Source organism: Variovorax gossypii, assembly GCF_003965815.1.
GTDB classification, from domain to species: Bacteria; Pseudomonadota; Gammaproteobacteria; order Burkholderiales; family Burkholderiaceae_C; genus Variovorax; species Variovorax gossypii.
This window is the reverse complement of the sequence record NZ_RXOE01000001.1, coordinates 863,049-883,705: the sequence shown is the minus strand read 5'-3', so window position 1 is coordinate 883,705 and position 20,657 is coordinate 863,049. Positions and strand designations below refer to the sequence as shown.

Sequence of the window (20,657 nt, the reverse complement as noted above, 5' to 3'; positions counted from 1 at the left end):
CGTTCCCGCACAACCATGACACGCATCTCCATTCCCCGCCGCCGCCTGATCCAGGGCGCGGCCGCCGCCATCGCGCTGCCGGCCTCGTTCGCCGGACTTGCACAGGCGCCCGCACGCCAGTTCCGCATCGGCCACCAGAAGGGCTACCTCACGCTGCTCAAGGGTCGCGGCACGCTCGAAAAGCGCCTGGCACCGCTCGGCGTGAGCGTGAAGTGGACCGAGTTCACCGCCGGCCCCGTGCAGCTCGAGGCGCTGAACGTCGGTTCCATCGACTTCGGCGACGTGGGCGAGGCGCCGCCCATCTTCGCGCAGGCCGCCGGCGCGCCGCTGGCCTACGTGGGCGCGACCGTGCCGCGTCCGCAGTCCGAGGCGGTGCTGGTGCCCAAGGGCTCCGCCATCAAGACCGTGGCCGAGCTCAAGGGCAAGAAGATCGCGCTCAACAAGGGCTCGAACGTCCACTACTTCATCGTCAAGCTGTTCGAGAAGCACGGCCTCGCGTTCGCCGACCTGAACCTGGTCTACCTCCCGCCCGCGGACGCGCGCGCCGCCTTCGAGAAGGGCTCGGTCGATGCATGGGTGATCTGGGACCCGTTCCTCGCCGCGGCCGAGAAGTCGCTCGATGCGCGCGTGCTGGCCGATGCCACGGGCGTGGTCGGCAACCGCGCCTACTACTTCTCCTCGCTCGACTACGTGGCGAAGAACTCCGACGTGCTGGCCATCGCGATCGAAGAGCTCAACAAGGTCGACGTCTGGGGCGCCGCCAACAAGGGCGACCTGGCCGGCGAGCTGGCCACGCTCTGGGGTCTTCCGAAGCCGGTGGCCGAACTGTCGGTGAACCGCTCGGCCTACGGCACGGCGCCGATCACCAAGGCCATCCTGGCAGAGCAGCAGAAGATCGCCGACACCTTCTTCGAGCTCAAGCTGATCCCGAAGAAGATCAATGTGCTCGAAGCCGCCGGCGCGGGAGTCGCGTGATGCAGATCTTCTGGTTCCTCCCCACGCACGGCGACAGCCGCTACCTCGGCACCACCGAGGGCGCGCGCCCCATCGACCTGGCCTACCTGCAGCAGATCGCCGGCGCGGCCGACAACCTCGGCTACGAAGGCGTGCTGATCCCGACGGGCCGTTCGTGCGAAGACCCCTGGGTGATCGCTTCGAGCCTGATCGGCGCGACGAAGAAGCTCAAGTTCCTGGTGGCGGTGCGCCCCGGGCTGCACCAGCCCAGCCTGGCCGCGCGCATGGCCGCGACCTTCGACCGGCTCTCGGGCGGGCGCCTGCTCGTGAACCTGGTGACCGGCGGCGACCAGGCCGAACTCGAGGGTGACGGCGTGTACCTCGACCACGCGGCGCGCTACGAGCAGTCGGCCGAGTTCATCCGCATCTGGCGCGAGATCATCGCGCGCAGCCATGGCGGGCAGGCTTTCGATTACGAGGGCAAGCACCTGAGCGTGAAGGGCGCGAAGCTGCTGTACCCGCCGGTGCAGAAGCCGTATCCGCCGGTGTGGTTCGGCGGCTCCTCGGCCGCCGCGCACGACCTCGCCGCCGAGCAGGTCGACGCGTACCTCACCTGGGGCGAGCCGCCCGCCGAGGTCGCGAAGAAGATCGCAGACGTGCGGGCGCGCGCGGAACGCAATGGCCGCAAGGTCGAGTTCGGCATTCGCCTGCACGTGATCGTGCGCGAGACCGAAGATGCCGCCTGGAAGGCCGCAGAGGAACTCATCAGCCGCGTGGACGACGAGACCGTGATCCGCGCGCAGGCCGCCTTCGCGCGCATGGACTCCGAAGGACAGCGCCGCATGGCCGCGCTGCATGCGGGCGGTGCGAAGCGCAGCCGCGCCGAGCTGGAAATTGCTCCGAACCTCTGGGCCGGCGTGGGCCTGGTGCGCGGTGGCGCGGGCACGGCGCTGGTCGGCGACCCGAAGACCGTCGCGGCGCGCATCGAGGAATACGCGGCGCTCGGGCTCGACAAGTTCATCCTCTCGGGCTACCCGCATCTGGAGGAGGCCTATCGCTTCGCCGAGTTGGTGTTCCCGCTGCTCTCGCGCAAGGCGAAGACGCAGCTGGCCGGCGGCTCGCTGAGCGGACCTTTCGGCGAGGTCGTCGCCAATCTCGATGCGCCTTCGCGCCTCGTCTCCCAAAGCTGAAGGATCGCCATGACTGAACAGGTTCAGGAACTGCCGGCGGTCGTGCCGGCCGAGGAGGCGGGCAACAGCGCGTTCAAGGCCTTCGCCGTCAACGTGGCGAAGCGGCTGGTGCCGTGGCTGGTGCCGGTCGGGCTCATCGTCTTCTGGCAGATCGCGTCGTCGCTGGGCTGGCTCAGCACTCGGGTGCTGCCGGCGCCCATCGACGTGGTCAAGGCTGCGTGGAACCTCACCGTGTCCGGCGAGCTGTGGACGCACGTGAAGGTCAGCGCGGGCCGTGCGCTCGCGGGGCTGGCCATCGGCGGCGGAGCAGGGCTGGCGCTGGGCCTGCTGACCGGCTCGGTGAAGTTCTTCGAGACGCTGCTCGACTCCACCATCCAGATGGTGCGCAACATTCCGGCGCTGGCGCTGATTCCGCTGGTGATCCTGTGGTTCGGCATCGACGAGTCGGCCAAGCTGTTTTTGATCTCGGTGTCGGTGTTCTTCCCGATCTACCTGAACACCTTCCACGGCATCCGCAACGTGGATCCGCAGCTCATCGAGATGGGGCGCACCTACGGCCTTTCGCGCTGGCAGCTGTACCGCGAGGTGATCCTGCCGGGCGCGCTGTCGTCGATCTTGGTGGGGCTGCGCTTCTCGCTGGGCCTGATGTGGGTGATCCTGATCGTGGCCGAAACCATCTCGGCGCAGGCCGGCATCGGCTATCTCACGATGAACGCCCGCGAGTTCCTGCAGACCGACATCGTGCTGGTGGGCATCCTGCTGTACGCGTTGCTCGGCAAGCTGGCCGACCTGTTCGCGCGCGGCCTGGAGCAATGGTGGCTGCGCTGGCACCCCGGCTACCAGAAGAAGGCGAAGTGAGGGCAGGGCAATGACGCACTCTTCATCTACATCGATCTCCCGCCGCGCCGCCATCGCGACGCTCGCCGCGCTCGGCTCGGGCGCCGTGCTCGCGCAGGGCGTGGCCAGCCGGCCTGTCACCGTTCGCCTCGGCTACCAGAAGTCGTCGACGCTCATCGCGGTGCTGAAGGCGCAGGGCGCACTCGAGAAGCAGCTCGCGCCGCTGAACGTCGCGCTCAGCTGGCACGAGTTCACCAGCGGCCTGCCGCTGCTGGAGGCGCTGAACCTCGACAACCTCGACATCAGCGCCGACGTGGCCGACACGGTGCCCGTGTTCGCCCAGGCGGCCGGTGCCGACCTGACCTTCCTCGCACAGGAGGCGCCTTCGCCGTCGGCGCAGGCCATCGTGGTGCGCGAGGACTCGCCCATCAGGACCGTGGCTGACCTCAAGGGAAAGAAGGTCGGCTTCGCGAAGGCGGCCGGCGCGCATTACCTGCTGATCGCCGCGCTCGACAAGGCCGGCCTGTCGTTCAAGGACATCGAGCCCGCCTACCTCACGCCGGCCGACGGCCGTGCCGCGTTCGAGAAGGGCGCCATCGACGCCTGGGTGGTGTGGGACCCGTTCCTCGCCGCGGCCCAGCGCCAGTCGAAAGTGCGTGTGCTGGCCGACGGCGCGGGCATCGCGTCGTACCAGCGCTACTACCTCGCGAGCAGCAAGTTCGCGAAGGCGCGGCCCGACGTGCTGCGCGTGGTCTACGCCGAACTGGAGAAGACCGGCAAGTGGGTCAAGCAGAACCCGAAGGAGGCGGCCACGCTGTTGTCGCCCGTGTGGGGGCTGGACGCCGCGACCATCGAGCAGGCCAACGCCCGCCGCAGCTACGCAGTGTGGCCGGTGGTACCCGAGGGGCTGGGCGAGCAGCAGCGCATCGCCGATGCCTTCCTCGCCGAGAAGCTGCTGCCAAGAAAAATCGATGCGCTGAACGTGGCGCTGTTCAAGCCGGGAGCCTGAAGAAACCATGAGTGCCGTCCTGAAAGACATCCAGCCCCAGGCTCAGCCGCAAGCCATTGCCGGCGGCGTGCGCCTCGAGGCGCGCAACCTGCACAAGCGCTACGGCGCGCGAGAGGTGCTGCGCAACACGCGCCTGACCATCGAGCCGGGCCAGTTCATCGCCATCGTCGGGCGCAGCGGCTGCGGCAAGAGCACGCTGCTGCGGCTCATCGCGGGCCTCGAGGAGCCGAGCTCCGGTGGCCTTTACACCGACGGCAAGGCCGTGAACGGCCTGCACGACGACACCCGGATCATGTTTCAGGAGGCGCGCCTCTTGCCATGGCGGCGCGTGCTCGACAACGTGACGCTGGGCCTGCCGAACGATGCCAAGGCGCGCGGCAAGGAAGTGCTGGCGCAGGTCGGCCTGGCCGACCGCGAGAACGAATGGCCGGCTCGCCTCTCGGGCGGCCAGCGCCAGCGCGTGGCACTGGCCCGCGCCCTGGTGCACCACCCGCGCCTGCTGTTGCTCGACGAGCCGCTGGGCGCCCTCGACGCGCTCACGCGCATCGAGATGCATCGCCTCATCGAGAACCTGTGGCAGCGCCATCGCTTCACCGCGCTGCTGGTGACGCACGACGTGCAGGAAGCCGTGGCGCTGGCCGACCGCGTGATCCTGATCGAGGACGGCCGCATCGCCCTCGACGAGAACATCGCGTTGGCCCGTCCGCGCTCGCAGGGCGACCCGGCGTTCGCCGCCATCGAAAAACGAATCCTCGACAGGGTGCTGCAGAAGTCCGAAGAGACCGAAGCGGAGAGCACCGACGCCAGCTGGCTCGCAACCCCGGCGCATGCATTGCGCTGGGCGATCTGACGAGCCTCTTCATCCATCAGCCCATTTGAAAGGCAGTCGCATGTCGCAGAACTGGAAATTCGAAACCCTGTCGGTGCACGCCGGCTATTCGCCCGACCCGACCACCCGCGCCGTGGCGCCGCCGATCTACCAGACGGTCGCCTATGCCTTCGACAGCGCCCAGCACGGTGCCGACCTGTTCGACCTGAAGGTGCCGGGCAACATCTACACCCGCATCAACAACCCGACGCAGGACGTGCTGGAGCAGCGCGTGGCCGCACTCGAAGGCGGCATTGCCGCGCTGGCGCTGGCCTCGGGGCAGGCGGCCGTGACCTACGCGATCCAGACCATCGCCGAGGCCGGCGACAACATCGTCAGCAGCACGGCGCTCTACGGCGGAACCTACAACCTGTTCGCCCACACGCTGCCGCAATTCGGCATCACCACCCGCTTCGCGGACCACCGCGATCCGTCCAGCTTCGAGAAGCTGTTCGACGAGCGGACCAAGGCGGTGTTCGTCGAGTCGCTTGGCAACCCGGCCGGCAACGTGACCGACATCGCGGCCATCGCCGAGATCGCGCACCGCAACGGCGTGCCGCTGATCGTCGACAACACCGTGCCTTCGCCCTACCTGAGCCGGCCCATCGAGCACGGTGCCGACATCGTGGTGCACTCGCTCACCAAGTACCTGGGCGGCCACGGCACCAGCATCGGCGGCGCGATCGTCGATTCGGGCAAGTTCCCCTGGGCGGAGCACAAGCAGCGCTTCAAGCGCCTGAACGAGCCCGACGTGAGCTACCACGGCGTGGTCTACACCGACGCGCTGGGCCCGGCCGCCTACATCGGCCGTGCGCGCGTGGTGCCGCTGCGCAACACGGGCGCGGCCATCTCGCCGTTCAATGCCTTCCTGATCCTGCAGGGCATCGAGACCCTGGCGCTGCGCGTGGACCGCATCAGCGACAACGCGCTGCGCGTGGCGCAGCACCTGAAGACGCACAAGGCGGTGAAGTGGGTCAACTACGCGGCGCTCGAAGACCACCCCGACCACGCGCTCGCGAAGAAGTACCTGGGCGGCAAGGCCAGCGGCGTGCTGACCTTCGGCATCGGCTCGGGTCGCGAGGGTGGGGCGAAGTTCCTCGATGCGCTGAAGCTCTTCACCCGCCTCGTGAACATCGGCGACGTGCGCTCGCTGGCCACGCACCCGGCATCGACCACCCACCGGCAGCTGTCGCCCGAGGAGCTGGCCCGCGCCGGCGTCACCGAGGACACGGTGCGCCTGTCGGTCGGCATCGAGCACATCGACGACCTGATCGCCGACCTCGACCAGGCGCTCGCCGCAGCATGAAGCTCTCCCCCAGGCTGCGCGCACTTCGTGTCGCTTCGCCAACCCCCTTCCGGGGACAACACCTGCGGCCCGGCAAAGCCGGTTCCGCGGTGTTCCACGAAAGAAAGAGAACCCGATGACCACACTGCAAGCCATTCCCGAAGCCGCGCTGGACCAGCTGTTCCGCAAGGCCCGCACCGTGCACGCCTTCAAGCCCGTGCCCGTGACCGACGAGGTCATCCACAAGCTCTACGACCTGCTCAAGTGGGGCCCGACTGCCTACAACGCCCAGCCGGCGCGCTACGTGTTCGTGCGCAGCGAGGAGGCCAAGGCGAAGCTGAAGCCGGCCGTGTCCGCGGGCAACACCGCGCAGACGCTGGCTGCCGGCGTCACGGTGATCGTGGCGCACGACACGCGCTTCTACGAGCACCTGCCGAGCCTGTTCCCGGCCTACGACGCCAAGCCCTTCTTCGAGAAGAGCGCCGAAGCCGCGCAGGCCACGGCCTTCCGCAACAGCAGCCTGCAGGGCGCGTACCTGATCCTCGCGGCGCGGGCGCTCGGCCTCGACGCCGGCCCGCAGTCGGGCTTCAACGCCGACCTGGTCGACAAGGCCTTCTTCCCCGACGGACGCTATCGCGCGAACTTCCTCGTCAACCTCGGCGTGGCCGACCACGCGGGCACCTTCGAGCGTGGTCCGAGGCTGGCGTTCGACGACGTCGCCGAGATCGTCTGATCGGCGTCTGCTGTGCTTTTCCTCAACGAATTCCCTCAACCTGAAAGAGAACCCATCATGTCCATCCAAGCCATCAACGTACGCAACCAGTTCAAGGGCAAGGTCCGCGAAATCATCCGCGGCGACGTCGTTTCCGAAGTCGATGTCGAAACCGCCTGGGGCATCGTCACCTCGGTCATCACCACGCGCTCGGTCGACGAGCTGCAGTTGAAGGTGGGCTCCGACGTGGTCGCACTCGTCAAGTCGACCGAGGTTTCGATCGCGAAGCTCTGACGGACCCTCGGGCATCTGCGACGACCCGGCGCTGTAATGGCGCCGGGTTTTTTCTTTTCTGGCGCCCGTGTTTTCAGCGGTTTACAGGGCGCGAATTCATCGACTGTGCTGAATTTTGGAAATCAATCAAATCTTTTAAAGACCTGAATCTCCTTTGAAGTCGTCGCCATAGCATGCGCCGCGAAGTCGTGTTTCGCACATCGATGCGTGGCCACGAGTTCGCGAATGCATTCAATCAAACACTTCAGGGAGGAACCGCATGCTCGTTGAAATTGACGAACATGGAATGATCAGCCACGCGCGAGTGAGGCATGCCCGCAGTCTGCAGATCGAGCGAGGGAAGAGGGCCGGGGCAATCACCGGCATCGTGGTGCACCAGACGGACGCCGATACTTCGGCGTCTTCATTGAACAGCTACAAGCGGCCGAAGGCGAACGGGGCGCACTTTCTCATCGACAAGGATGGGACGATCTATCAGACGGCGGCGATTTATCAGAGGACGAATCATGTGGGGCCGTTGCAGGCGCGATGTCTGGTGATGAAAAAGTGCAGTTTGAGTGACTTTCCCGAAAAGGTGGAGCCAACAGCGATGCATCGCATGGAGATGCTCAAGGCTCCTGCTGATCGGTATCCGAGCAACATGGAGGCTGTTGGGATAGAAATGGTCGGCAGAGCCAGGTTGCCGGTGGGATTCAAACCACCTACAAAACAACTAAAGTTTCCCATTGAAAAAATTCGCGGAATACATGGCATATACGACGCGCCTACCCCGGCGCAGAATCAATCTCTTTCGTGGCTTGTCCGTGTGCTTCAGGATTCGATGCAGATCGCCGAGGGTGAAGTATTTCGTCATCCAGTAGTGAGCCGAAAGAATCCGACAGAGGCGGAAGGCGCGATTTGGACGTTGCCTGTACCAACACCATGAGAAAAAAATTCACTTTCATGACTGCAGCGGCGCTGATCCTTGGTGCGACTGCGGTTTCGGTAGAAGCTGCTGACAGGCGATACCCCATTGCCTATGTACAGAAGATAGAAATCACGGATCCTTCGGGTCGAACCTCCTGGGAGAGAAAAGACTTTCTGAGCTGCGACGACGTCGTGCTGACGGATGAGGATGTCCGCTATGCGTTGCGGCATATGCGAAGGGTTTCCTGGAGGGCCTACGATCCCGAAAATACGGATACCACAGGGTGTGAAGGAGAGGCGATCGTTACTTTCAAGAACGGAAAGATCCTTGCCATGGGGATTGAGCCAAACGGTCGAATCAGCACAGGAGAGTTCTACGCAGGAATGAAGCCCACGGCGAGTCCGCCGAATTTCTACGAGTGTGACCCTTGCAGGAAGCGCAAGATGGCTCTTCTGAAAGATGCCTTGTATCGCGCAGATGAGCGACGGCTGAAGCGATTTGAGGCGGAAGGAAAGATTCCTCCTGGCGAGGCGGAAGTCCGGCTCAGAAAGGCACGGACCGAAGGCAACAAACCCTGACACCTTCATCATGCGCACACCGACATCATGGACCTGCGCGCTGGCGGCGTCACTGCTTTTCGTCTCGACATTATCGGCAGAGGCTGCTGATAAGCGATATCCCATTTCCTATGTGCAAAAGGTGGAGGTCACCGCCCCTTCGGGTCGGACCGCTTGGGAGAACAAGGACTTTCTGAACTGCGATGACGTCGTGCTGACGGAGGCGGACGTTCTTTTTGCCTTGCGGCATATGCGCCGGGTTTCGCGTAGTGCCTACGACCCTGAAAGGATGGAGACCACAGGGTGCGAAGGAAGTGCAACTGTCACGTTCAAGAATGGGAAGAGCCTCGCCATGGGTATCGAACCCAATGGACGAACTCTCGCTCTTGAGTACGACGGACAGATGAAGCTCACAGAAAGTCCGACGAGCTTCTACGAATGCGCTCCCTGCGGGGAGCGCAAGATGGCTCTCCTGAAAGACGCGCTGAACCGCGCGGATGAGCGAAGGCTAAAGAAGCTGGTCGCAGAAGGGCGACTCTCCGCCAGCGAAGCGGAGTTTCGGCTGAAGAGGGTGCGAGACGAGCGCGACAAGCCCTGACAGGCCAACCTGACCCGATAACCCGCTACGGCGGGTTTTCTTTTGTCAGTTCTCCATGGGAGGCCCGCTTAGTCGGCCCACGCATTAGAAACTGCAAACACCTTCCTTCCTCCCCCACCAGGCGCCTCGCAGAATCTTCCGGATCCCCCCGAAAAAGGACCTCCGATGAGCGCCATTCTTTCTTCCGCAGCCCCCGTGCAGCACGCGCAGGGCCACGAACTCGACATAGTCCGCCAGGCCGGCCACATCGGCGCCGAGGTGCGCGGCGTGCGCCTCTCGGGTGCGCTGCAGCCCGAGGTATTCGGTGCCATCAAGGCTGCACTGCTCAAACACAAGGTGCTCTTCTTCCGCGGCCAGCAGCATCTCGACGACGCCCAGCAGGAGGCCTTCGGGCGCCTGTGGGGCGAGTTGGTGCCACATCCGACCGTGCCTTCGAGGGACGGTACGCGGCTGCTGGAGCTCGACTCGCGCCATGGCGGCCGCGCCAATTCGTGGCATACCGACGTGACCTTCGAGGTTGCCTATCCGCAGGTGTCGATCCTGCGCGCGGTGGTGATCCCGGCCTATGGCGGCGATACGGTCTGGGCCAACACGGTGGCGGCTTACGAGAGCCTTTCGGACGACCTCAAGGCGCTGGCCGACCGCCTGCGTGCCATCCATGGCAACGACTACGACTATGCCGCCTCGCGCTCGCCCTCCGATCTCGACGAGGAGGGCACCAGGCGCTACAGGAACGTGTTCACACGCCGCCTGCTGGAGGCCGAGCATCCGGTGGTGCGCGTGCATCCCGAGACCGGCGAGCGCAGCCTGGTGCTGGGCCACTTCGTAAAGCGGCTGGCGGGTCATTCCACGCAGGACTCCGGCCATCTGCTGAGCGTGCTGCAAAGCCACGTGCACCGCCTCGAGAACACGGTGCGCTGGCGCTGGACCCAGGGCGACGTGGCGATCTGGGACAACCGGGCCACCCAGCACTACGCGATCAACGACTACGGCGACCAGCACCGCGTGGTGCGCCGCGTGACCATCGCTGGTGACGTGCCGTACGGCGTGGACGGAACAAGGAGCGTGGACCTGACCGCCCCGGCCGTGCGCGCCGCGGAGGCCGCCGGAGAGGCTGCCTGAGCCCTTCTTCTATAGATCGGATGGTTGTTAGGAATCGACTTTTCAGTTGTTTGAGCTTCGGCGCCCGGCTCCTACAGTGATGGTTATCGCCATCAAAGGCGTATCCAACGCACAACAGGAGCCTCACAGCATGTCAGTGGAAGTTGAAGAAGAAGTCATCGCCTTGCCCGAAGCACTGGAACAGGCGCGCGCGTCCGCCGCCGAGAACGATCTGCCCTATGCCGGTGGCGTCAGGCCGCCGGTGGCCTGGGAACTGGTGCAGAAGGGCCAGGCCGTGCTGGTCGACGTGCGTTCCGGTGAAGAGCGCAAGTTCGTCGGCCATGTGCCCGGCAGCCAGCACGTGGCCTGGGCCACTGGCACGGCGCTCACGCGCAATCCGCGCTTCGTGCGCGAACTCGAGGCAAAGCTGGCCAAGGACGGCGGCAAGGAAGCCGTCGTGCTCCTGCTGTGCCGCAGCGGCAAGCGCTCCGCGCTGGCAGCCGAAGCGGCGGCGAAGGCCGGCTTCACGAACGTCTTCAATGTCCTCGAAGGTTTCGAGGGCGAGATCGACGAGCACCAGCACCGCGGCGTCGCCGACGGCTGGCGCTTCCACAGGCTGCCGTGGGTGCAGGACTGAGCACACCCCTACAAGACGTTCCCGGGAGAAAACATACATGGCCCATTTCGAGGTAAGCGACATCGTGCGCGCGCTGCATGGCGTGCGCGACGAATGGCGCGACTCGCAGCGCCGCTCGCGAGAGCCCGGCGCCCGCGAGTTTCCGTCGCGCGACGCGCTCACGCAGATCGTCGAGTCGCTGAAGGGGGCGCTCTTTCCGATGCGGCTCGGCCCGCCGGACCTGCGCCACGAGAGCGAGGATTTCTATGTCGGCCACACGCTCGACGCTGCCCTGCAGGCGCTGCTGGTGCAGGCGCGGCTTGAGCTGAACTTCAACGCGCGCCACGAGCCGCGCCCCGCGAGCGAGATCGACGACACCGCCACCGAGGCCGTGCGCCGCTTCGCGAACGCGCTGCCCGGCCTGCGCCGCCTGCTCGACAGCGACGTGCTCGCCGCCTACCAGGGCGACCCGGCCGCGCGCAGCGTCGACGAAGTGCTGCTGTGCTACCCCGGCGTGCTCGCGATGATTCATCACCGCCTCGCGCACGAGCTCTACAAGCTCGGACTGCCGCTGCTGGCGCGCATCGTGGCCGAGCTGGCGCATGCGCAGACCGGCATCGACATCCACCCGGGCGCACAGATCGACGCGGGCTTCTTCATCGACCACGGCACGGGCGTCGTGATCGGCGAGACTGCCGTCATCGGCAAGCGCGTGCGGCTGTACCAGGCCGTCACGCTGGGGGCCAAGCGCTTTCCGACCGACACCGAAGGCAATCTGCAGAAGGGCCTGCCACGGCATCCGGTGGTGGAGGACGACGTGGTCATCTATGCCGGCGCGACCATCCTCGGGCGGGTGACGCTCGGCAAGGGCGCGGTCATCGGCGGCAACGTTTGGATCACCGACGACGTGCCTCCGGGCGCGAGCGTCACGCAGGCAAGTTTGCAGAACGCACCGAAGACGGGAGGAGCGGCATGAAAGCGTTTGTGGAAGACTTCGGCGTCACCATCCGTCAGCTGCGCGAGGACAGGGGCTGGTCGCAGGAGGAGCTGGCCGAGCGTTCCGATCTGAACCGCTCCTACGTGGGCGAAGTCGAGCGCGGCCGCGTCATCCCTTCGATCGTCACCGCGCAGAAGCTCGCGACCGCGCTGGGCATCAACATGGTCGGCCTGCTCATGCGTTGCGAGCAACTGGAGCAATCGCGTCTTGCGCGACGAATCAACTTGGCGGCTATAGCCTGTTGAGGGAAAACCCGTGGCCGCCGGACACTGGCGGCCACTTTTTTCTCAACCACGGAGCCCTGATTCATGAGCGCAACAGTTGGTGGTACCACCGCCCTTGGCGACAACGCCGCAAGACAGCTGGCCAATGCCACCAAGACAGTCCCCCAACTCGAGACCATCAGCCCGCGCTGGCTCACGCACCTGCTGCAATGGGTGCCGGTGGAGGCGGGCATCTACCGCGTCAACAAGGTCAAGAATCCGGAAGCGATCAAGGTCACCTGCACCTCGCGCGAAGAAGAGAACCAGCTGCCGCGCACCTTCGTCGACTACGAAGAGAACCCGCGCGAGCACTACCTCAATGCCGTGAGCACCGTGCTCGACGTGCACACCCGCATCTCCGACCTCTACAGCAGCCCGCACGACCAGATCAAGGAACAGCTGCGCCTGACGATCGAGACGATCAAGGAGAACCAGGAGAGCGAGCTCATCAACAACCCCGACTACGGCCTGCTGGCCCAGGTGTCGGAAGAGCAGCGCATCTTCCCGCTGACCGGCGCGCCCACGCCCGACGACCTCGACGAGCTGCTGACCAAGGTGTGGAAGGAGCCCGCCTTCTTCCTCACGCACCCGCTGGCCATTGCCGCCTTCGGCCGCGAAGCCACGCGCCGCGGCACGCCGCCGCCGACGGTGAGCCTGTTCGGCTCGCAGTTCATCACCTGGCGCGGCATTCCGCTGATTCCGTCGAACAAGGTGCCGGTGGCCGACGGCAAGAGCAAGATCCTGCTGCTGCGCGTGGGCGACAAGCGCCAAGGCGTGGTGGGCCTCTTTCAGCCGGGCCTGTCGGGCGAGCAGGGCCCGGGCCTGTCGGTGCGCTTCATGGGCATCAACAACCATGCGATCGCGTCTTACCTGATCTCGCTGTACTGCTCGCTCGCGGTGCTGACCACCGACGCGCTGGCGGTGCTCGACGACGTCGAGATCGGCAAGTACCACGACTATCCCGACACCTACAAGTAAGCCGCTGTGAGCAGCAGTACTCCATCGATTCCGGGCGACGCGCCGTTCGATCCGGCGGTTCTCGCGCGCATGGCCAGCGCCATGTTCTCCGCACTGCCGGGCACGCCGCCTGATTCGGTGCCCGGCGTGGCGAACGGGCTGGTGCCGGGCGCGCAGTTTCCGGCCAATGTCGCGCCCGCGGGCTCGCCGCTCGCGAGCCCGGCCGGCTTCGGGCCCAGCGTGCCGGGTACGCCGTTTCCGCAGGGGCAGGTCCCGGGCGCCAACCTGGTGCCGGCGTCGCCCACGCAGGTGCCTTCGCTCGCGAACCGCGCGCCGGCATTGGTGCCGCATGCGGTGGCAGGCAACGGTGTGCCCGACAGCGTGCTCTCCGTGGCGCCGGCCTTCGAGCCGCGCTCCGGTGGCACGGTGCAGGGCGTGCCGCAGCAGGTGAGTGCGCTTTCGGCACCACAGGCGGACGCGTCACCGTTCTACTTCTTGAGCAACGCTTTCGGGCATCCTCCGGCCGGCGCGCTCTCTGCCGTGTCTGCGCCTCCGCAGGTCTTGCTCCCTCTCCCGCTTGCGGGAGAGGGCCGGGGTGAGGCCCTGCGGACGACGCAAGGTGCGGGGTTGCCCCTCACCCCAACCCTCTCCCCAGAGGGGAGAGGGAGCAATCCCCAGTTCTACTTCGTCGACGCGGTGCGGCTGCCCAGCGGCCTCGTCACGCCGGCGAAGCCCGATCCGCGCGGCCCCGACGCCGTGCCGCTGGCCGGCAGCGGCCAGCATCCGCCGTTCGACGTGCACGCCGTGCGGCGCGACTTCCCGATCCTGCAGGAGCGCGTGAACGGCAGGCAACTGGTGTGGTTCGACAACGCCGCCACCACGCACAAGCCGCAGTCGGTCATCGACCGCATCGCGTACTTCTACGAGCACGAGAACTCGAACATCCACCGCGCCGCACACGAGCTGGCCGCGCGTGCGACCGACGCCTACGAAGGCGCGCGGGAGCGCGTGCGCAGGTTCATCAATGCGCCCGAGGTGGAAGAGGTGATCTTCGTGCGCGGCACCACCGAGGCCATCAACCTGGTGGCCAAGAGCTGGGGCGGGCAGCACGTGGGCGAGGGCGACGAGATCGTCGTGTCGAACCTCGAGCACCACGCCAACATCGTGCCGTGGCAGCAGCTCGCTGCTGCCAAGGGCGCGAAGCTGCGCGTGATTCCGGTGGACGACTCGGGCCAGGTGCTGCTCGACGAATACCGCAAGCTGCTGAACGACCGCACGAAGATCGTCGCCGTCACGCAGGTCTCGAACGCGCTGGGCACGGTGGTGCCGGTGAAGGAGATCGTCGAGCTGGCGCACCGCGCGGGCGCGAAGGCGCTGGTCGACGGCGCGCAGTCGGTCTCGCACATGCGCGTGGACGTGCAGGACATCGGCGCCGACTTCTTCGTGTTCTCCGGCCACAAGGTGTTCGGCCCGACCGGCATCGGCGTGGTGTGGGGCAAGCGCGAAGTGCTGGAAGACATGCCCCCATGGCAGGGCGGCGGCAACATGATTGCCGACGTGACCTTCGAGAAGACGGTGTTCCAGCCGATCCCGAACAAGTTCGAGGCCGGCACCGGCAACATCGCCGACGCCGTGGGGCTGGGCGCCGCCATCGACTACGTCAACAAGGTCGGCATCGAGAACATCGCGCGCTACGAGCACGACCTGCTCGTCTACGGCATGGCGCAGCTCGGCGCGATTCCGGGCGTGCGGCTGATCGGCACGGCGGCCGACAAGGCCAGCGTGATGTCCTTCGTGCTCGACGGCTACACCACCGAGGAGGTGGGGCAGGCGCTGAACGAGGAGGGCATCGCGGTGCGCACGGGCCACCACTGCGCGCAGCCGATCCTGCGCCGCTTCGGCGTCGAGACCACGGTGCGGCCTTCGCTGGCCTTCTACAACACCTTCGACGAAGTCGACCGGCTGGTGGCTGTGGTGCGACGGCTGGCGTCGCAACGCCGCGCGGGCTGAAGCCGGGCTGGGGCAGTCAGTGCTTCGGCGCGAGGTGGCGGTCGAAGAAGGCCGTCACCTCGGCGTTGAATGCCTTGTGGAAGGCCGTGCGGTCGAAGCCGGGCGCGTCGCGGCAGATCTCGACCTTGGCCTCGATCTGAGCCTGCGAGCATGGCGCGAGAAAGCCGAAGTGCTCGGCCTTCTCGGCCACATGCCATTCGGGCGCCACGGGCAGGTTGCGGCGGACCGCGGCGACGCTCTCTGGCGTGACGCCGTCGCCGCCGTAGGCCGAGGCCCAGAGCTCGATCGGGATCTTCACGTTCTTCAGGCCCTGGGTGTCGAAAAGCATGCTGACTGGATCGGCGATCACGGCGACCTTGATGCGGGCGTCGTGCGTCAGTGGCGTGGCGAGCAGTTCCTGGAAGCCCTGCTTCACCCATTCGCATGCCTTGCCTTCGGGCGCCGTTGCGCACGGGGATGAAGGCAGTGGCGGCAACCGTTCGAAGTCCGGACGCGCTCCCGCGAGCACGAGGCCCGTGTAGCCGCCCCTCGAAAAACCGTAGAAGCCGATCTGGTTGGCCGCGATCCTGCCGTGCGCGGGCCACTTCTGGAGCATGTGGTCGATCAGCCGCTTGATGTCGGCGGTTCGCGTCGCCAGCGCGACGATCTTGTCGTCCGGGCCGCCGCGGAGCTGGAAGTTGTCTTGCGAATGGCTGATGGCAGCGACGATGAAGCCCGCGTCCGCAAGCGCCTGCGCCGTGTCGTGATGGCCGAGGAAGGAGCCGCCGTAGCCGTGCGAGATCACGATCAGCGGCAAGCGGGCGGCTCCTGGCGGGAGCGGGCAGTCCCGCACTCCCTGGATCGTGGTGCGGCCGAGCTTGATATCTCCAGCGGGCGCAGCGCAGGGCGTCCACACGGCACCCTGCATCGCCGGGCCCTCGCGGTCGGCGGGAATCTCGATGGTGCTGAAGCCGGCGGCCTGGGCGAGCGCGGCCGTGAGGCAGGCGGCGGCGAGGCAGATGGTGCGAAGGAGGCTCATGCGCGGCAGTGTGCTGCTCTTCGCCGCGGGCCGCTTAGCAGACTTTGCGGTGTTCGCGGGGACCGGGAGGCAGCGCGCTATGCTCTACGACTGTCAAAACATTGTTGCTCGCCTTCGAATGTCCTTGTCCCAAGCTTCTTCCTCCGCGCCTCAGGCCGCCGACGAATCCTGCGACGTGCTGGTCGTCGGCGGAGGCCCCGCCGGATCGACCGTCGCCGCGCTGCTGGCACGGCAGGGCCGCAAGGTGGTGCTGCTCGAGAAGGCGCACCACCCGCGCTTTCACATCGGCGAATCGCTGCTGCCCGCGAACGTGGAGCTGTTCGAGAAGCTCGGCGTGCGCGACCAGGTCGAGAAGATCGGCATGCCCAAGTTCGGCATCGAGTTCGTCTCGCCCGAGCACGAGCACCGCAGCTATGTCGACTTCGCCGAGGGCCTGGACAAGTCGCTCGACTCCGCCTGGCAGGTGCGCCGTTCGGAGCTCGACGAACTCCTGTTTCGCAACGCGGCCACCTGCGGCGCGCAGGCCATCGAGGGCTGCAAGGTGCGCGACGTGGCCTTCGACGCCGAAGGCGCCACGGTCAAGGCCGAGATGGATGACGGCGCGCGCCGCAGCTGGCGCGCCCGCTTCGTGGTCGACGCCACCGGCCGCGACACGCTGCTGGCCAACAAATTCCGCTGCAAGGAAAAGAACCCCGACCACAACAGCACCGCGCTCTTCGGCCACTTCACCAACGCCGAGCGGCTGGAGGGCAAGAAGGAAGGCAACATCAGCATCTGCTGGTTTCCTCACGGATGGTTCTGGTTCATTCCGCTGGCCGACGGCACCACCAGCGTGGGCGCAGTGTGCTGGCCGTACTACCTGAAGACGCGCGACAAGCCGTTGAAGGAGTTCTTCTACGACACCATCGCCACCTGCCCGGTGCTGGTCGATCGCCTGAAGAACGCCACGCTGGTCGACGACGCGGTGCACGCCACCGGCAACTTCTCGTACTCCAGCACGCACGCCACGGGCGACCGCTACCTGATGCTGGGCGACGCCTTCACCTTCATCGACCCGATGTTCTCCTCGGGCGTGTACCTCGCGATGCACAGCGCCTTCGACGGCGCCGAGCTGGTGGCGACCGCGCTCGACCGGCCGGCCGGGCTGGCGGCCGCGCGCAAGGGCTTCGAGGCCATGATGCGCAAGGGGCCGCGCGAGTACTCGTGGTTCATCTACCGCGTGACCAACCCCACCATCCGCGACATGTTCATGCACCCGGGCAACCCGTTCCGCGTGAAGGAAGGGCTGATGACGCTGCTGGCCGGCGACATCTACCGCGGCACGCCGTCGCGCGGGCCGATCGGCATGTTCAAGGTGCTGTACTACCTCATCTCCATCGGCAACATGCGTCGCACCTGGGAAGGCTGGAAGCGGCATCGCTTCAACATCCGCGACATGGGGATGCTGAAGGGCGAGACCATCCTCAAGTCGGACTGAGCACCCGCACCAGTGAAGCCGCGTGCGCGGTGCCCGGAGCAGGGCTGCTGAGCACGTCGATGCCTAGGTCGGCGAGCCTGTCGGCCACGGGAGCCATCGAGGCCTGGGCCAGCACCACGACGTCGGCCGCCTTCGCCGCCGCGCGGATCGAGAAAGCCAGCGTCTCGATGTAGAGCGCGTTGTTCCCGGCCTCGAAATGCCGCCATGCCTCTTCGACGAGCAGCATGGCGGGCTGCACGTCGACGCCGGCTTCCCGGGCGGCGGAAAGAATCAGTGCCCGGGTCGGCGCCAGCGTGCTTTCGAGCGCCGCGACGATCAGCACGCGCGGGCCCGCGCGCACTGCGCGGTCGGCCATGGCCCGGTCGATGCGCAGCGCCCTGAATGCGTCGCCGGTGGGCGTGCGTTCGGCGATGGCGCCGATGGTCGAGCAGGTGCACACCACGACGCTCGCGCCGCCCGAGGCGGCTTCGCGCATGGCCTCGTGGACGCGGGCGACGAGCCCGGCGTCGTCGACGCCGGCGATGCGTGCATCGGCCAGCAGGTCTTCACGCACGACGTGCCGCACGGGCAGCCCGGGTGCGATCGCGCCCACCAGCCGCTCGAAGGTCGGCACGTGCACCTGCGCCGTGTGCAGGAAGGCCAGCGCTTCTCTCACGACTGCGTCAGGCAGAGGCGGCAGTCTCGCGTGCGCGACGTGCCTCGTAGGCCTTCAGATGGACGTAGGCGGTGCGCAGCACGGTGGGCACGGCCGCGTTGCCTGGAGCGGCCCGGCCCAGCAGGTCGCCGACGATGTGATCGGCTTCGACCGCCGCGCCGCGCGCCATGTCCTTGTACATCGACGCCGTCATCGGCGAGCCGGCGGCCGTGATGATGGCGCGGCCGCGTTGCACGGCGGCGGCGCGCGGGGCAAAGCCGTTGTGGGCGGCGATGGCGCAGCACTCGTCGAAGATCGAGAGCGCCACGTCCTGTCCGCCGGCGGCCACGATGTCGCCGATGGATGCGTGCATCAGGCTGGTGAGGCCGGCCGCCGAGGCGATGAAGACCCATTTCTCCCACATGTCCTGCGCGATGTTCTCGCTGGCAGTGGCGTCGAACTTCGCGCCGGCGAACTGCGCGGCGATGGCATCGACGCGGGCCGAGCGGCCGCCCGCGCGCTCGCCGAAGCTCAGGCCGTGCATGTCGTTGAGGTGCAGCACGCGGCCTTCGTCGTCGAGGGTGGCGGAGATCATGCACAGGCCGCCCAGCACGCGTTCGGCGCCGAAGCGTTCGGCCAGCCGGTCGATGTGGCTCATGCCGTTGAGCAAAGGCAGGATCACGGTGTCGGGGCCGACGGCCGGCGCGAACGAGTCCATCGTGGAGTCGAGGTCGTAGGCCTTGCTGCCGACCACGATCACGTCGTAGGGGCCGTCGATGTTGTCGGCGAGTACGTGCCTGGGGGCGGGCAGGTTCAGGTTGCCGAAGGGGCTCTGCACCACCAGTCCGGTCTTCGCGAGCTGTGCCGCGCGGCGCGGGCGAAGCAGGAAGGTGACGTCGCGTCCCGCCTCCAGCAGACGGCCGCCGAAATAACCACCGAGTGCGCCGGCACCCACCACCAGAAATCTCATCGCGATTCGCTCCTGTATCCGACAGTGAAAAAGATCGGCAGCGATGATGCCCGGGATCGACGGCGCGTGCTTCAGGCCGGCACCTTCTCCAGCAGCCGCCGGCGGGCAAAGGGCGAGAGGTCGAGCGTGCTCTCGCGGCCCAGCACATGATCCGCGATGGCGTCGCCCAGCCCGGCCGAGTGCTTGAAGCCATGGCCCGAGCAGGCCGAGACGACGAGCAGGTTGGGCATGCCGTCGAGCGCGTCGATCACGAAGCGGCGATCGGGCGTCACGGTGTACATGCAGGCGCGGGCCTTCACTGCGCGACCGCCGATCTGCGGGAAGCGGCCGGCCACGCGTTCTCGGTACATGGCGGCGCTTTCTTCCGCGCTCACGCTGCGGTCGATGGTGTCGGGCGTGGTGGCGGCCACGTACTGTTCGGTCGCGACCTTGAGCGCGGGCTGCGACGCATCGGAGGCGGGGAAACCGTACATGTAGTCTTCCGGCCCGTCGCCGAACATCCAGATGAAGATGGGGAAGCGCCCGGGCGCGAAGTCGGCGGTGGCACTGCCGGTGTCGAACCAGTGCATGACCTGGCGGTGCACGGAGAAATCGGCCTGCCAGTCGGTCCGGGCCTGCGCGCCCAGGAAGGCCGGCAGCCATGCGCCGGCCGCGACGACGACGCGGTCGGCCGTGAAGCTCGCGGTGGCGGTGCGCACGCGCAGCGTGTCGCCGTTGCCCACGGGCTCGACGGCCTCCACGCGCTCGCCGGTGCGTGTCTGCGCGCCCGAATCGCGGGCCACGGCCAGTTGGGCGTCGATGGCGTCCTCGGGCCGCACGAAGCCGGCCTCGTGCTCGAAGTAGCCGATCTCGTCGCCCTGCAGGTTGAACTGCGGAAAGCGCGCGCGGATGCCGGCCGCGTCGAGCACCTCGTGCGCGATGCCGAAGCGCTCGGCGCAGGCGATGGTGCGGCGCACGAAGTCCGATTTGCCGTGGTGCTCGGCGACGCGGTCGCGCGGCGCGAGGATCAGGCCGCCGGTGGTGGTCATGAGCGGCTTGCCGGTGCGCGACTCGAGCTCGCGCCAGATGGCGTGCGAGCGCTGCACGAAGGGCACATATTCGTCGCCTTCGCCGATGGCCAGCCGCGTGATGCGCGAGTCGCCGTGCGAGGAGCCCTGATCGTGCGGCGGGGAGAACTGGTCGATGCCCAGCACGCGCGCGCCGCGCTGCGAGAGCTGGTAGAGCGTGGCGGCGCCGAGCGCGCCCAAGCCGACGACGATGACGTCGTAGTGGGAGGATGACTGAATCACTGATGCGTCCTGCGCTTCGATGAGGTTGGAGGAGCACAACATCTTGCCGCCGTTCGCCCGGGGCCGCATGAACTTTTCCAGAAAAGGTCTTGGGCGCTTCGCATAATCGCGTTC

22 protein-coding genes are annotated in these 20,657 nt (G+C 66.9%); 18 read left to right on the top strand and 4 right to left on the bottom strand.

Features of this window, described 5'->3' with window-relative positions:
• Positions 1-15: 15 nt before the first annotated feature.
• From EJP69_RS04040 to EJP69_RS03960, 17 genes are all read left to right on the top strand, one after another.
• Complete coding sequence (locus EJP69_RS04040) at positions 16-975, top strand: sulfonate ABC transporter substrate-binding protein (RefSeq protein ID WP_126468793.1); 960 nt, start codon at positions 16-18, stop codon at positions 973-975.
• Positions 975-2,144: an FMNH2-dependent alkanesulfonate monooxygenase gene (gene ssuD / locus EJP69_RS04035; RefSeq protein WP_126468792.1), complete on the top strand. Its 1,170-nt coding sequence runs from the start codon at positions 975-977 to the stop codon at positions 2,142-2,144. The genes EJP69_RS04040 and ssuD overlap by 1 nt, the downstream gene beginning before the upstream one ends.
• 9 nt (positions 2,145-2,153) lie before the next feature.
• Positions 2,154-3,002, top strand: coding sequence for an aliphatic sulfonate ABC transporter permease SsuC (gene ssuC / locus EJP69_RS04030; RefSeq protein ID WP_093195407.1), 849 nt, complete (start codon positions 2,154-2,156; stop codon positions 3,000-3,002).
• Positions 3,003-3,012: 10 nt separating this feature from the next.
• Entirely contained in the window at positions 3,013-3,990 is a 978-nt protein-coding gene (locus EJP69_RS04025; RefSeq protein WP_126468791.1) for an aliphatic sulfonate ABC transporter substrate-binding protein, read from the top strand.
• A gap of 7 nt (positions 3,991-3,997) precedes the next feature.
• Entirely contained in the window at positions 3,998-4,840 is an 843-nt protein-coding gene (locus EJP69_RS04020; RefSeq protein ID WP_093195405.1) for an ATP-binding cassette domain-containing protein, read from the top strand.
• 40 nt (positions 4,841-4,880) lie between these two features.
• Positions 4,881-6,164, top strand: coding sequence for an O-acetylhomoserine aminocarboxypropyltransferase/cysteine synthase family protein (locus tag EJP69_RS04015; protein WP_126468790.1), 1,284 nt, complete (start codon positions 4,881-4,883; stop codon positions 6,162-6,164).
• A 115-nt stretch (positions 6,165-6,279) separates the two neighbouring features.
• Complete coding sequence (locus EJP69_RS04010; RefSeq protein ID WP_093195403.1) at positions 6,280-6,876, top strand: malonic semialdehyde reductase; 597 nt, start codon at positions 6,280-6,282, stop codon at positions 6,874-6,876.
• A gap of 57 nt (positions 6,877-6,933) precedes the next feature.
• The gene (locus tag EJP69_RS04005; protein WP_007829250.1) at positions 6,934-7,149 is read left to right on the top strand and encodes a TOBE domain-containing protein; all 216 of its coding nucleotides are present in this window, start codon (positions 6,934-6,936) and stop codon (positions 7,147-7,149) included.
• Positions 7,150-7,408: 259 nt separating this feature from the next.
• On the top strand, positions 7,409-8,074 hold the full coding sequence (locus EJP69_RS04000) for a peptidoglycan recognition protein family protein (RefSeq protein WP_126468789.1): 666 nt from the start codon (positions 7,409-7,411) through the stop codon (positions 8,072-8,074).
• Entirely contained in the window at positions 8,071-8,634 is a 564-nt protein-coding gene (locus EJP69_RS03995) for a hypothetical protein (RefSeq protein ID WP_420824198.1), read from the top strand. The genes EJP69_RS04000 and EJP69_RS03995 overlap by 4 nt, the downstream gene beginning before the upstream one ends.
• 10 nt (positions 8,635-8,644) lie before the next feature.
• Positions 8,645-9,211 carry a hypothetical protein gene (locus EJP69_RS03990; RefSeq protein WP_126468788.1) on the top strand — a complete coding sequence of 189 codons (567 nt, stop codon included), beginning with the start codon at positions 8,645-8,647 and terminating at the stop codon, positions 9,209-9,211.
• Positions 9,212-9,376: 165 nt separating this feature from the next.
• Positions 9,377-10,333, top strand: a complete 957-nt coding sequence (locus tag EJP69_RS03985) for a TauD/TfdA dioxygenase family protein (protein ID WP_126468787.1) — start codon at positions 9,377-9,379, stop codon at positions 10,331-10,333.
• Positions 10,334-10,463: 130 nt separating this feature from the next.
• Positions 10,464-10,949 carry a rhodanese-like domain-containing protein gene (locus EJP69_RS03980; protein WP_093195398.1) on the top strand — a complete coding sequence of 162 codons (486 nt, stop codon included), beginning with the start codon at positions 10,464-10,466 and terminating at the stop codon, positions 10,947-10,949.
• 37 nt (positions 10,950-10,986) lie between these two features.
• Positions 10,987-11,904, top strand: a complete 918-nt coding sequence (gene epsC, locus EJP69_RS03975; RefSeq protein WP_093195397.1) for a serine O-acetyltransferase EpsC — start codon at positions 10,987-10,989, stop codon at positions 11,902-11,904.
• Positions 11,901-12,170, top strand: a complete 270-nt coding sequence (locus EJP69_RS03970) for a helix-turn-helix domain-containing protein (RefSeq protein ID WP_093195396.1) — start codon at positions 11,901-11,903, stop codon at positions 12,168-12,170. Before epsC ends, EJP69_RS03970 begins: the two co-directional genes overlap by 4 nt.
• 63 nt (positions 12,171-12,233) lie before the next feature.
• Positions 12,234-13,166 carry a family 2A encapsulin nanocompartment shell protein gene (locus tag EJP69_RS03965; protein WP_093195395.1) on the top strand — a complete coding sequence of 311 codons (933 nt, stop codon included), beginning with the start codon at positions 12,234-12,236 and terminating at the stop codon, positions 13,164-13,166.
• Positions 13,167-13,235: 69 nt separating this feature from the next.
• Positions 13,236-15,155: a family 2A encapsulin nanocompartment cargo protein cysteine desulfurase gene (locus EJP69_RS03960; RefSeq protein WP_240652072.1), complete on the top strand. Its 1,920-nt coding sequence runs from the start codon at positions 13,236-13,238 to the stop codon at positions 15,153-15,155.
• A gap of 16 nt (positions 15,156-15,171) precedes the next feature.
• On the opposite strand, the gene EJP69_RS03955 is transcribed toward EJP69_RS03960, so the two are convergent.
• A complete protein-coding gene (locus EJP69_RS03955) occupies positions 15,172-16,173 on the bottom strand; it encodes an alpha/beta hydrolase family protein (RefSeq protein WP_126468786.1) in 1,002 nt (333 codons plus the stop codon).
• Between the two features lie 118 nt (positions 16,174-16,291).
• Here EJP69_RS03955 and EJP69_RS03950 point away from each other — a divergent pair, with 118 nt between their 5' ends.
• Positions 16,292-17,650, top strand: a complete 1,359-nt coding sequence (locus tag EJP69_RS03950; protein ID WP_126468785.1) for an NAD(P)/FAD-dependent oxidoreductase — start codon at positions 16,292-16,294, stop codon at positions 17,648-17,650.
• On the opposite strand, the gene EJP69_RS03945 is transcribed toward EJP69_RS03950, so the two are convergent.
• The 3 genes from EJP69_RS03945 to solA form a co-directional block, all read right to left on the bottom strand.
• Positions 17,637-18,305 carry an aspartate/glutamate racemase family protein gene (locus EJP69_RS03945; RefSeq protein WP_126468784.1) on the bottom strand — a complete coding sequence of 223 codons (669 nt, stop codon included), beginning with the start codon at positions 18,303-18,305 and terminating at the stop codon, positions 17,637-17,639. The two genes, EJP69_RS03950 and EJP69_RS03945, sit on opposite strands and share 14 nt — an antisense overlap.
• A gap of 7 nt (positions 18,306-18,312) precedes the next feature.
• Complete coding sequence (gene panE / locus EJP69_RS03940; protein ID WP_126468783.1) at positions 18,313-19,254, bottom strand: 2-dehydropantoate 2-reductase; 942 nt, start codon at positions 19,252-19,254, stop codon at positions 18,313-18,315.
• 71 nt (positions 19,255-19,325) lie between these two features.
• Entirely contained in the window at positions 19,326-20,543 is a 1,218-nt protein-coding gene (gene solA / locus EJP69_RS03935; RefSeq protein ID WP_126468782.1) for an N-methyl-L-tryptophan oxidase, read from the bottom strand.
• Between the last annotated feature and the right edge of the window lie 114 nt (positions 20,544-20,657).

What these genes read in the sequence shown, in the direction of transcription:
- ssuC (WP_093195407.1), top strand. Translation starts at nt 2,154, where the DNA reads ATGACTGAACAGGTTCAGGAACTGCCGGCGGTCGTGCCGGCCGAGGAG.
- EJP69_RS04005 (WP_007829250.1), top strand. Translation starts at nt 6,934, where the DNA reads ATGTCCATCCAAGCCATCAACGTACGCAACCAGTTCAAGGGCAAGGTC.
- EJP69_RS03990 (WP_126468788.1), top strand. Translation starts at nt 8,645, where the DNA reads ATGCGCACACCGACATCATGGACCTGCGCGCTGGCGGCGTCACTGCTT.
- EJP69_RS04015 (WP_126468790.1), top strand. Translation starts at nt 4,881, where the DNA reads ATGTCGCAGAACTGGAAATTCGAAACCCTGTCGGTGCACGCCGGCTAT.
- EJP69_RS03950 (WP_126468785.1), top strand. Translation starts at nt 16,292, where the DNA reads ATGTCCTTGTCCCAAGCTTCTTCCTCCGCGCCTCAGGCCGCCGACGAA.
- ssuD (WP_126468792.1), top strand. Translation starts at nt 975, where the DNA reads ATGCAGATCTTCTGGTTCCTCCCCACGCACGGCGACAGCCGCTACCTC.
- EJP69_RS03965 (WP_093195395.1), top strand. Translation starts at nt 12,234, where the DNA reads ATGAGCGCAACAGTTGGTGGTACCACCGCCCTTGGCGACAACGCCGCA.
- epsC (WP_093195397.1), top strand. Translation starts at nt 10,987, where the DNA reads ATGGCCCATTTCGAGGTAAGCGACATCGTGCGCGCGCTGCATGGCGTG.
- EJP69_RS03955 (WP_126468786.1), bottom strand. Translation starts at nt 16,173, where the DNA reads ATGAGCCTCCTTCGCACCATCTGCCTCGCCGCCGCCTGCCTCACGGCC.
- EJP69_RS03980 (WP_093195398.1), top strand. Translation starts at nt 10,464, where the DNA reads ATGTCAGTGGAAGTTGAAGAAGAAGTCATCGCCTTGCCCGAAGCACTG.
- EJP69_RS04000 (WP_126468789.1), top strand. Translation starts at nt 7,409, where the DNA reads ATGCTCGTTGAAATTGACGAACATGGAATGATCAGCCACGCGCGAGTG.
- EJP69_RS03960 (WP_240652072.1), top strand. Translation starts at nt 13,236, where the DNA reads ATGGCCAGCGCCATGTTCTCCGCACTGCCGGGCACGCCGCCTGATTCG.
- EJP69_RS03985 (WP_126468787.1), top strand. Translation starts at nt 9,377, where the DNA reads ATGAGCGCCATTCTTTCTTCCGCAGCCCCCGTGCAGCACGCGCAGGGC.
- EJP69_RS04025 (WP_126468791.1), top strand. Translation starts at nt 3,013, where the DNA reads ATGACGCACTCTTCATCTACATCGATCTCCCGCCGCGCCGCCATCGCG.
- panE (WP_126468783.1), bottom strand. Translation starts at nt 19,254, where the DNA reads ATGAGATTTCTGGTGGTGGGTGCCGGCGCACTCGGTGGTTATTTCGGC.
- EJP69_RS03995 (WP_420824198.1), top strand. Translation starts at nt 8,071, where the DNA reads ATGAGAAAAAAATTCACTTTCATGACTGCAGCGGCGCTGATCCTTGGT.
- EJP69_RS03970 (WP_093195396.1), top strand. Translation starts at nt 11,901, where the DNA reads ATGAAAGCGTTTGTGGAAGACTTCGGCGTCACCATCCGTCAGCTGCGC.
- EJP69_RS04040 (WP_126468793.1), top strand. Translation starts at nt 16, where the DNA reads ATGACACGCATCTCCATTCCCCGCCGCCGCCTGATCCAGGGCGCGGCC.
- EJP69_RS04020 (WP_093195405.1), top strand. Translation starts at nt 3,998, where the DNA reads ATGAGTGCCGTCCTGAAAGACATCCAGCCCCAGGCTCAGCCGCAAGCC.
- EJP69_RS04010 (WP_093195403.1), top strand. Translation starts at nt 6,280, where the DNA reads ATGACCACACTGCAAGCCATTCCCGAAGCCGCGCTGGACCAGCTGTTC.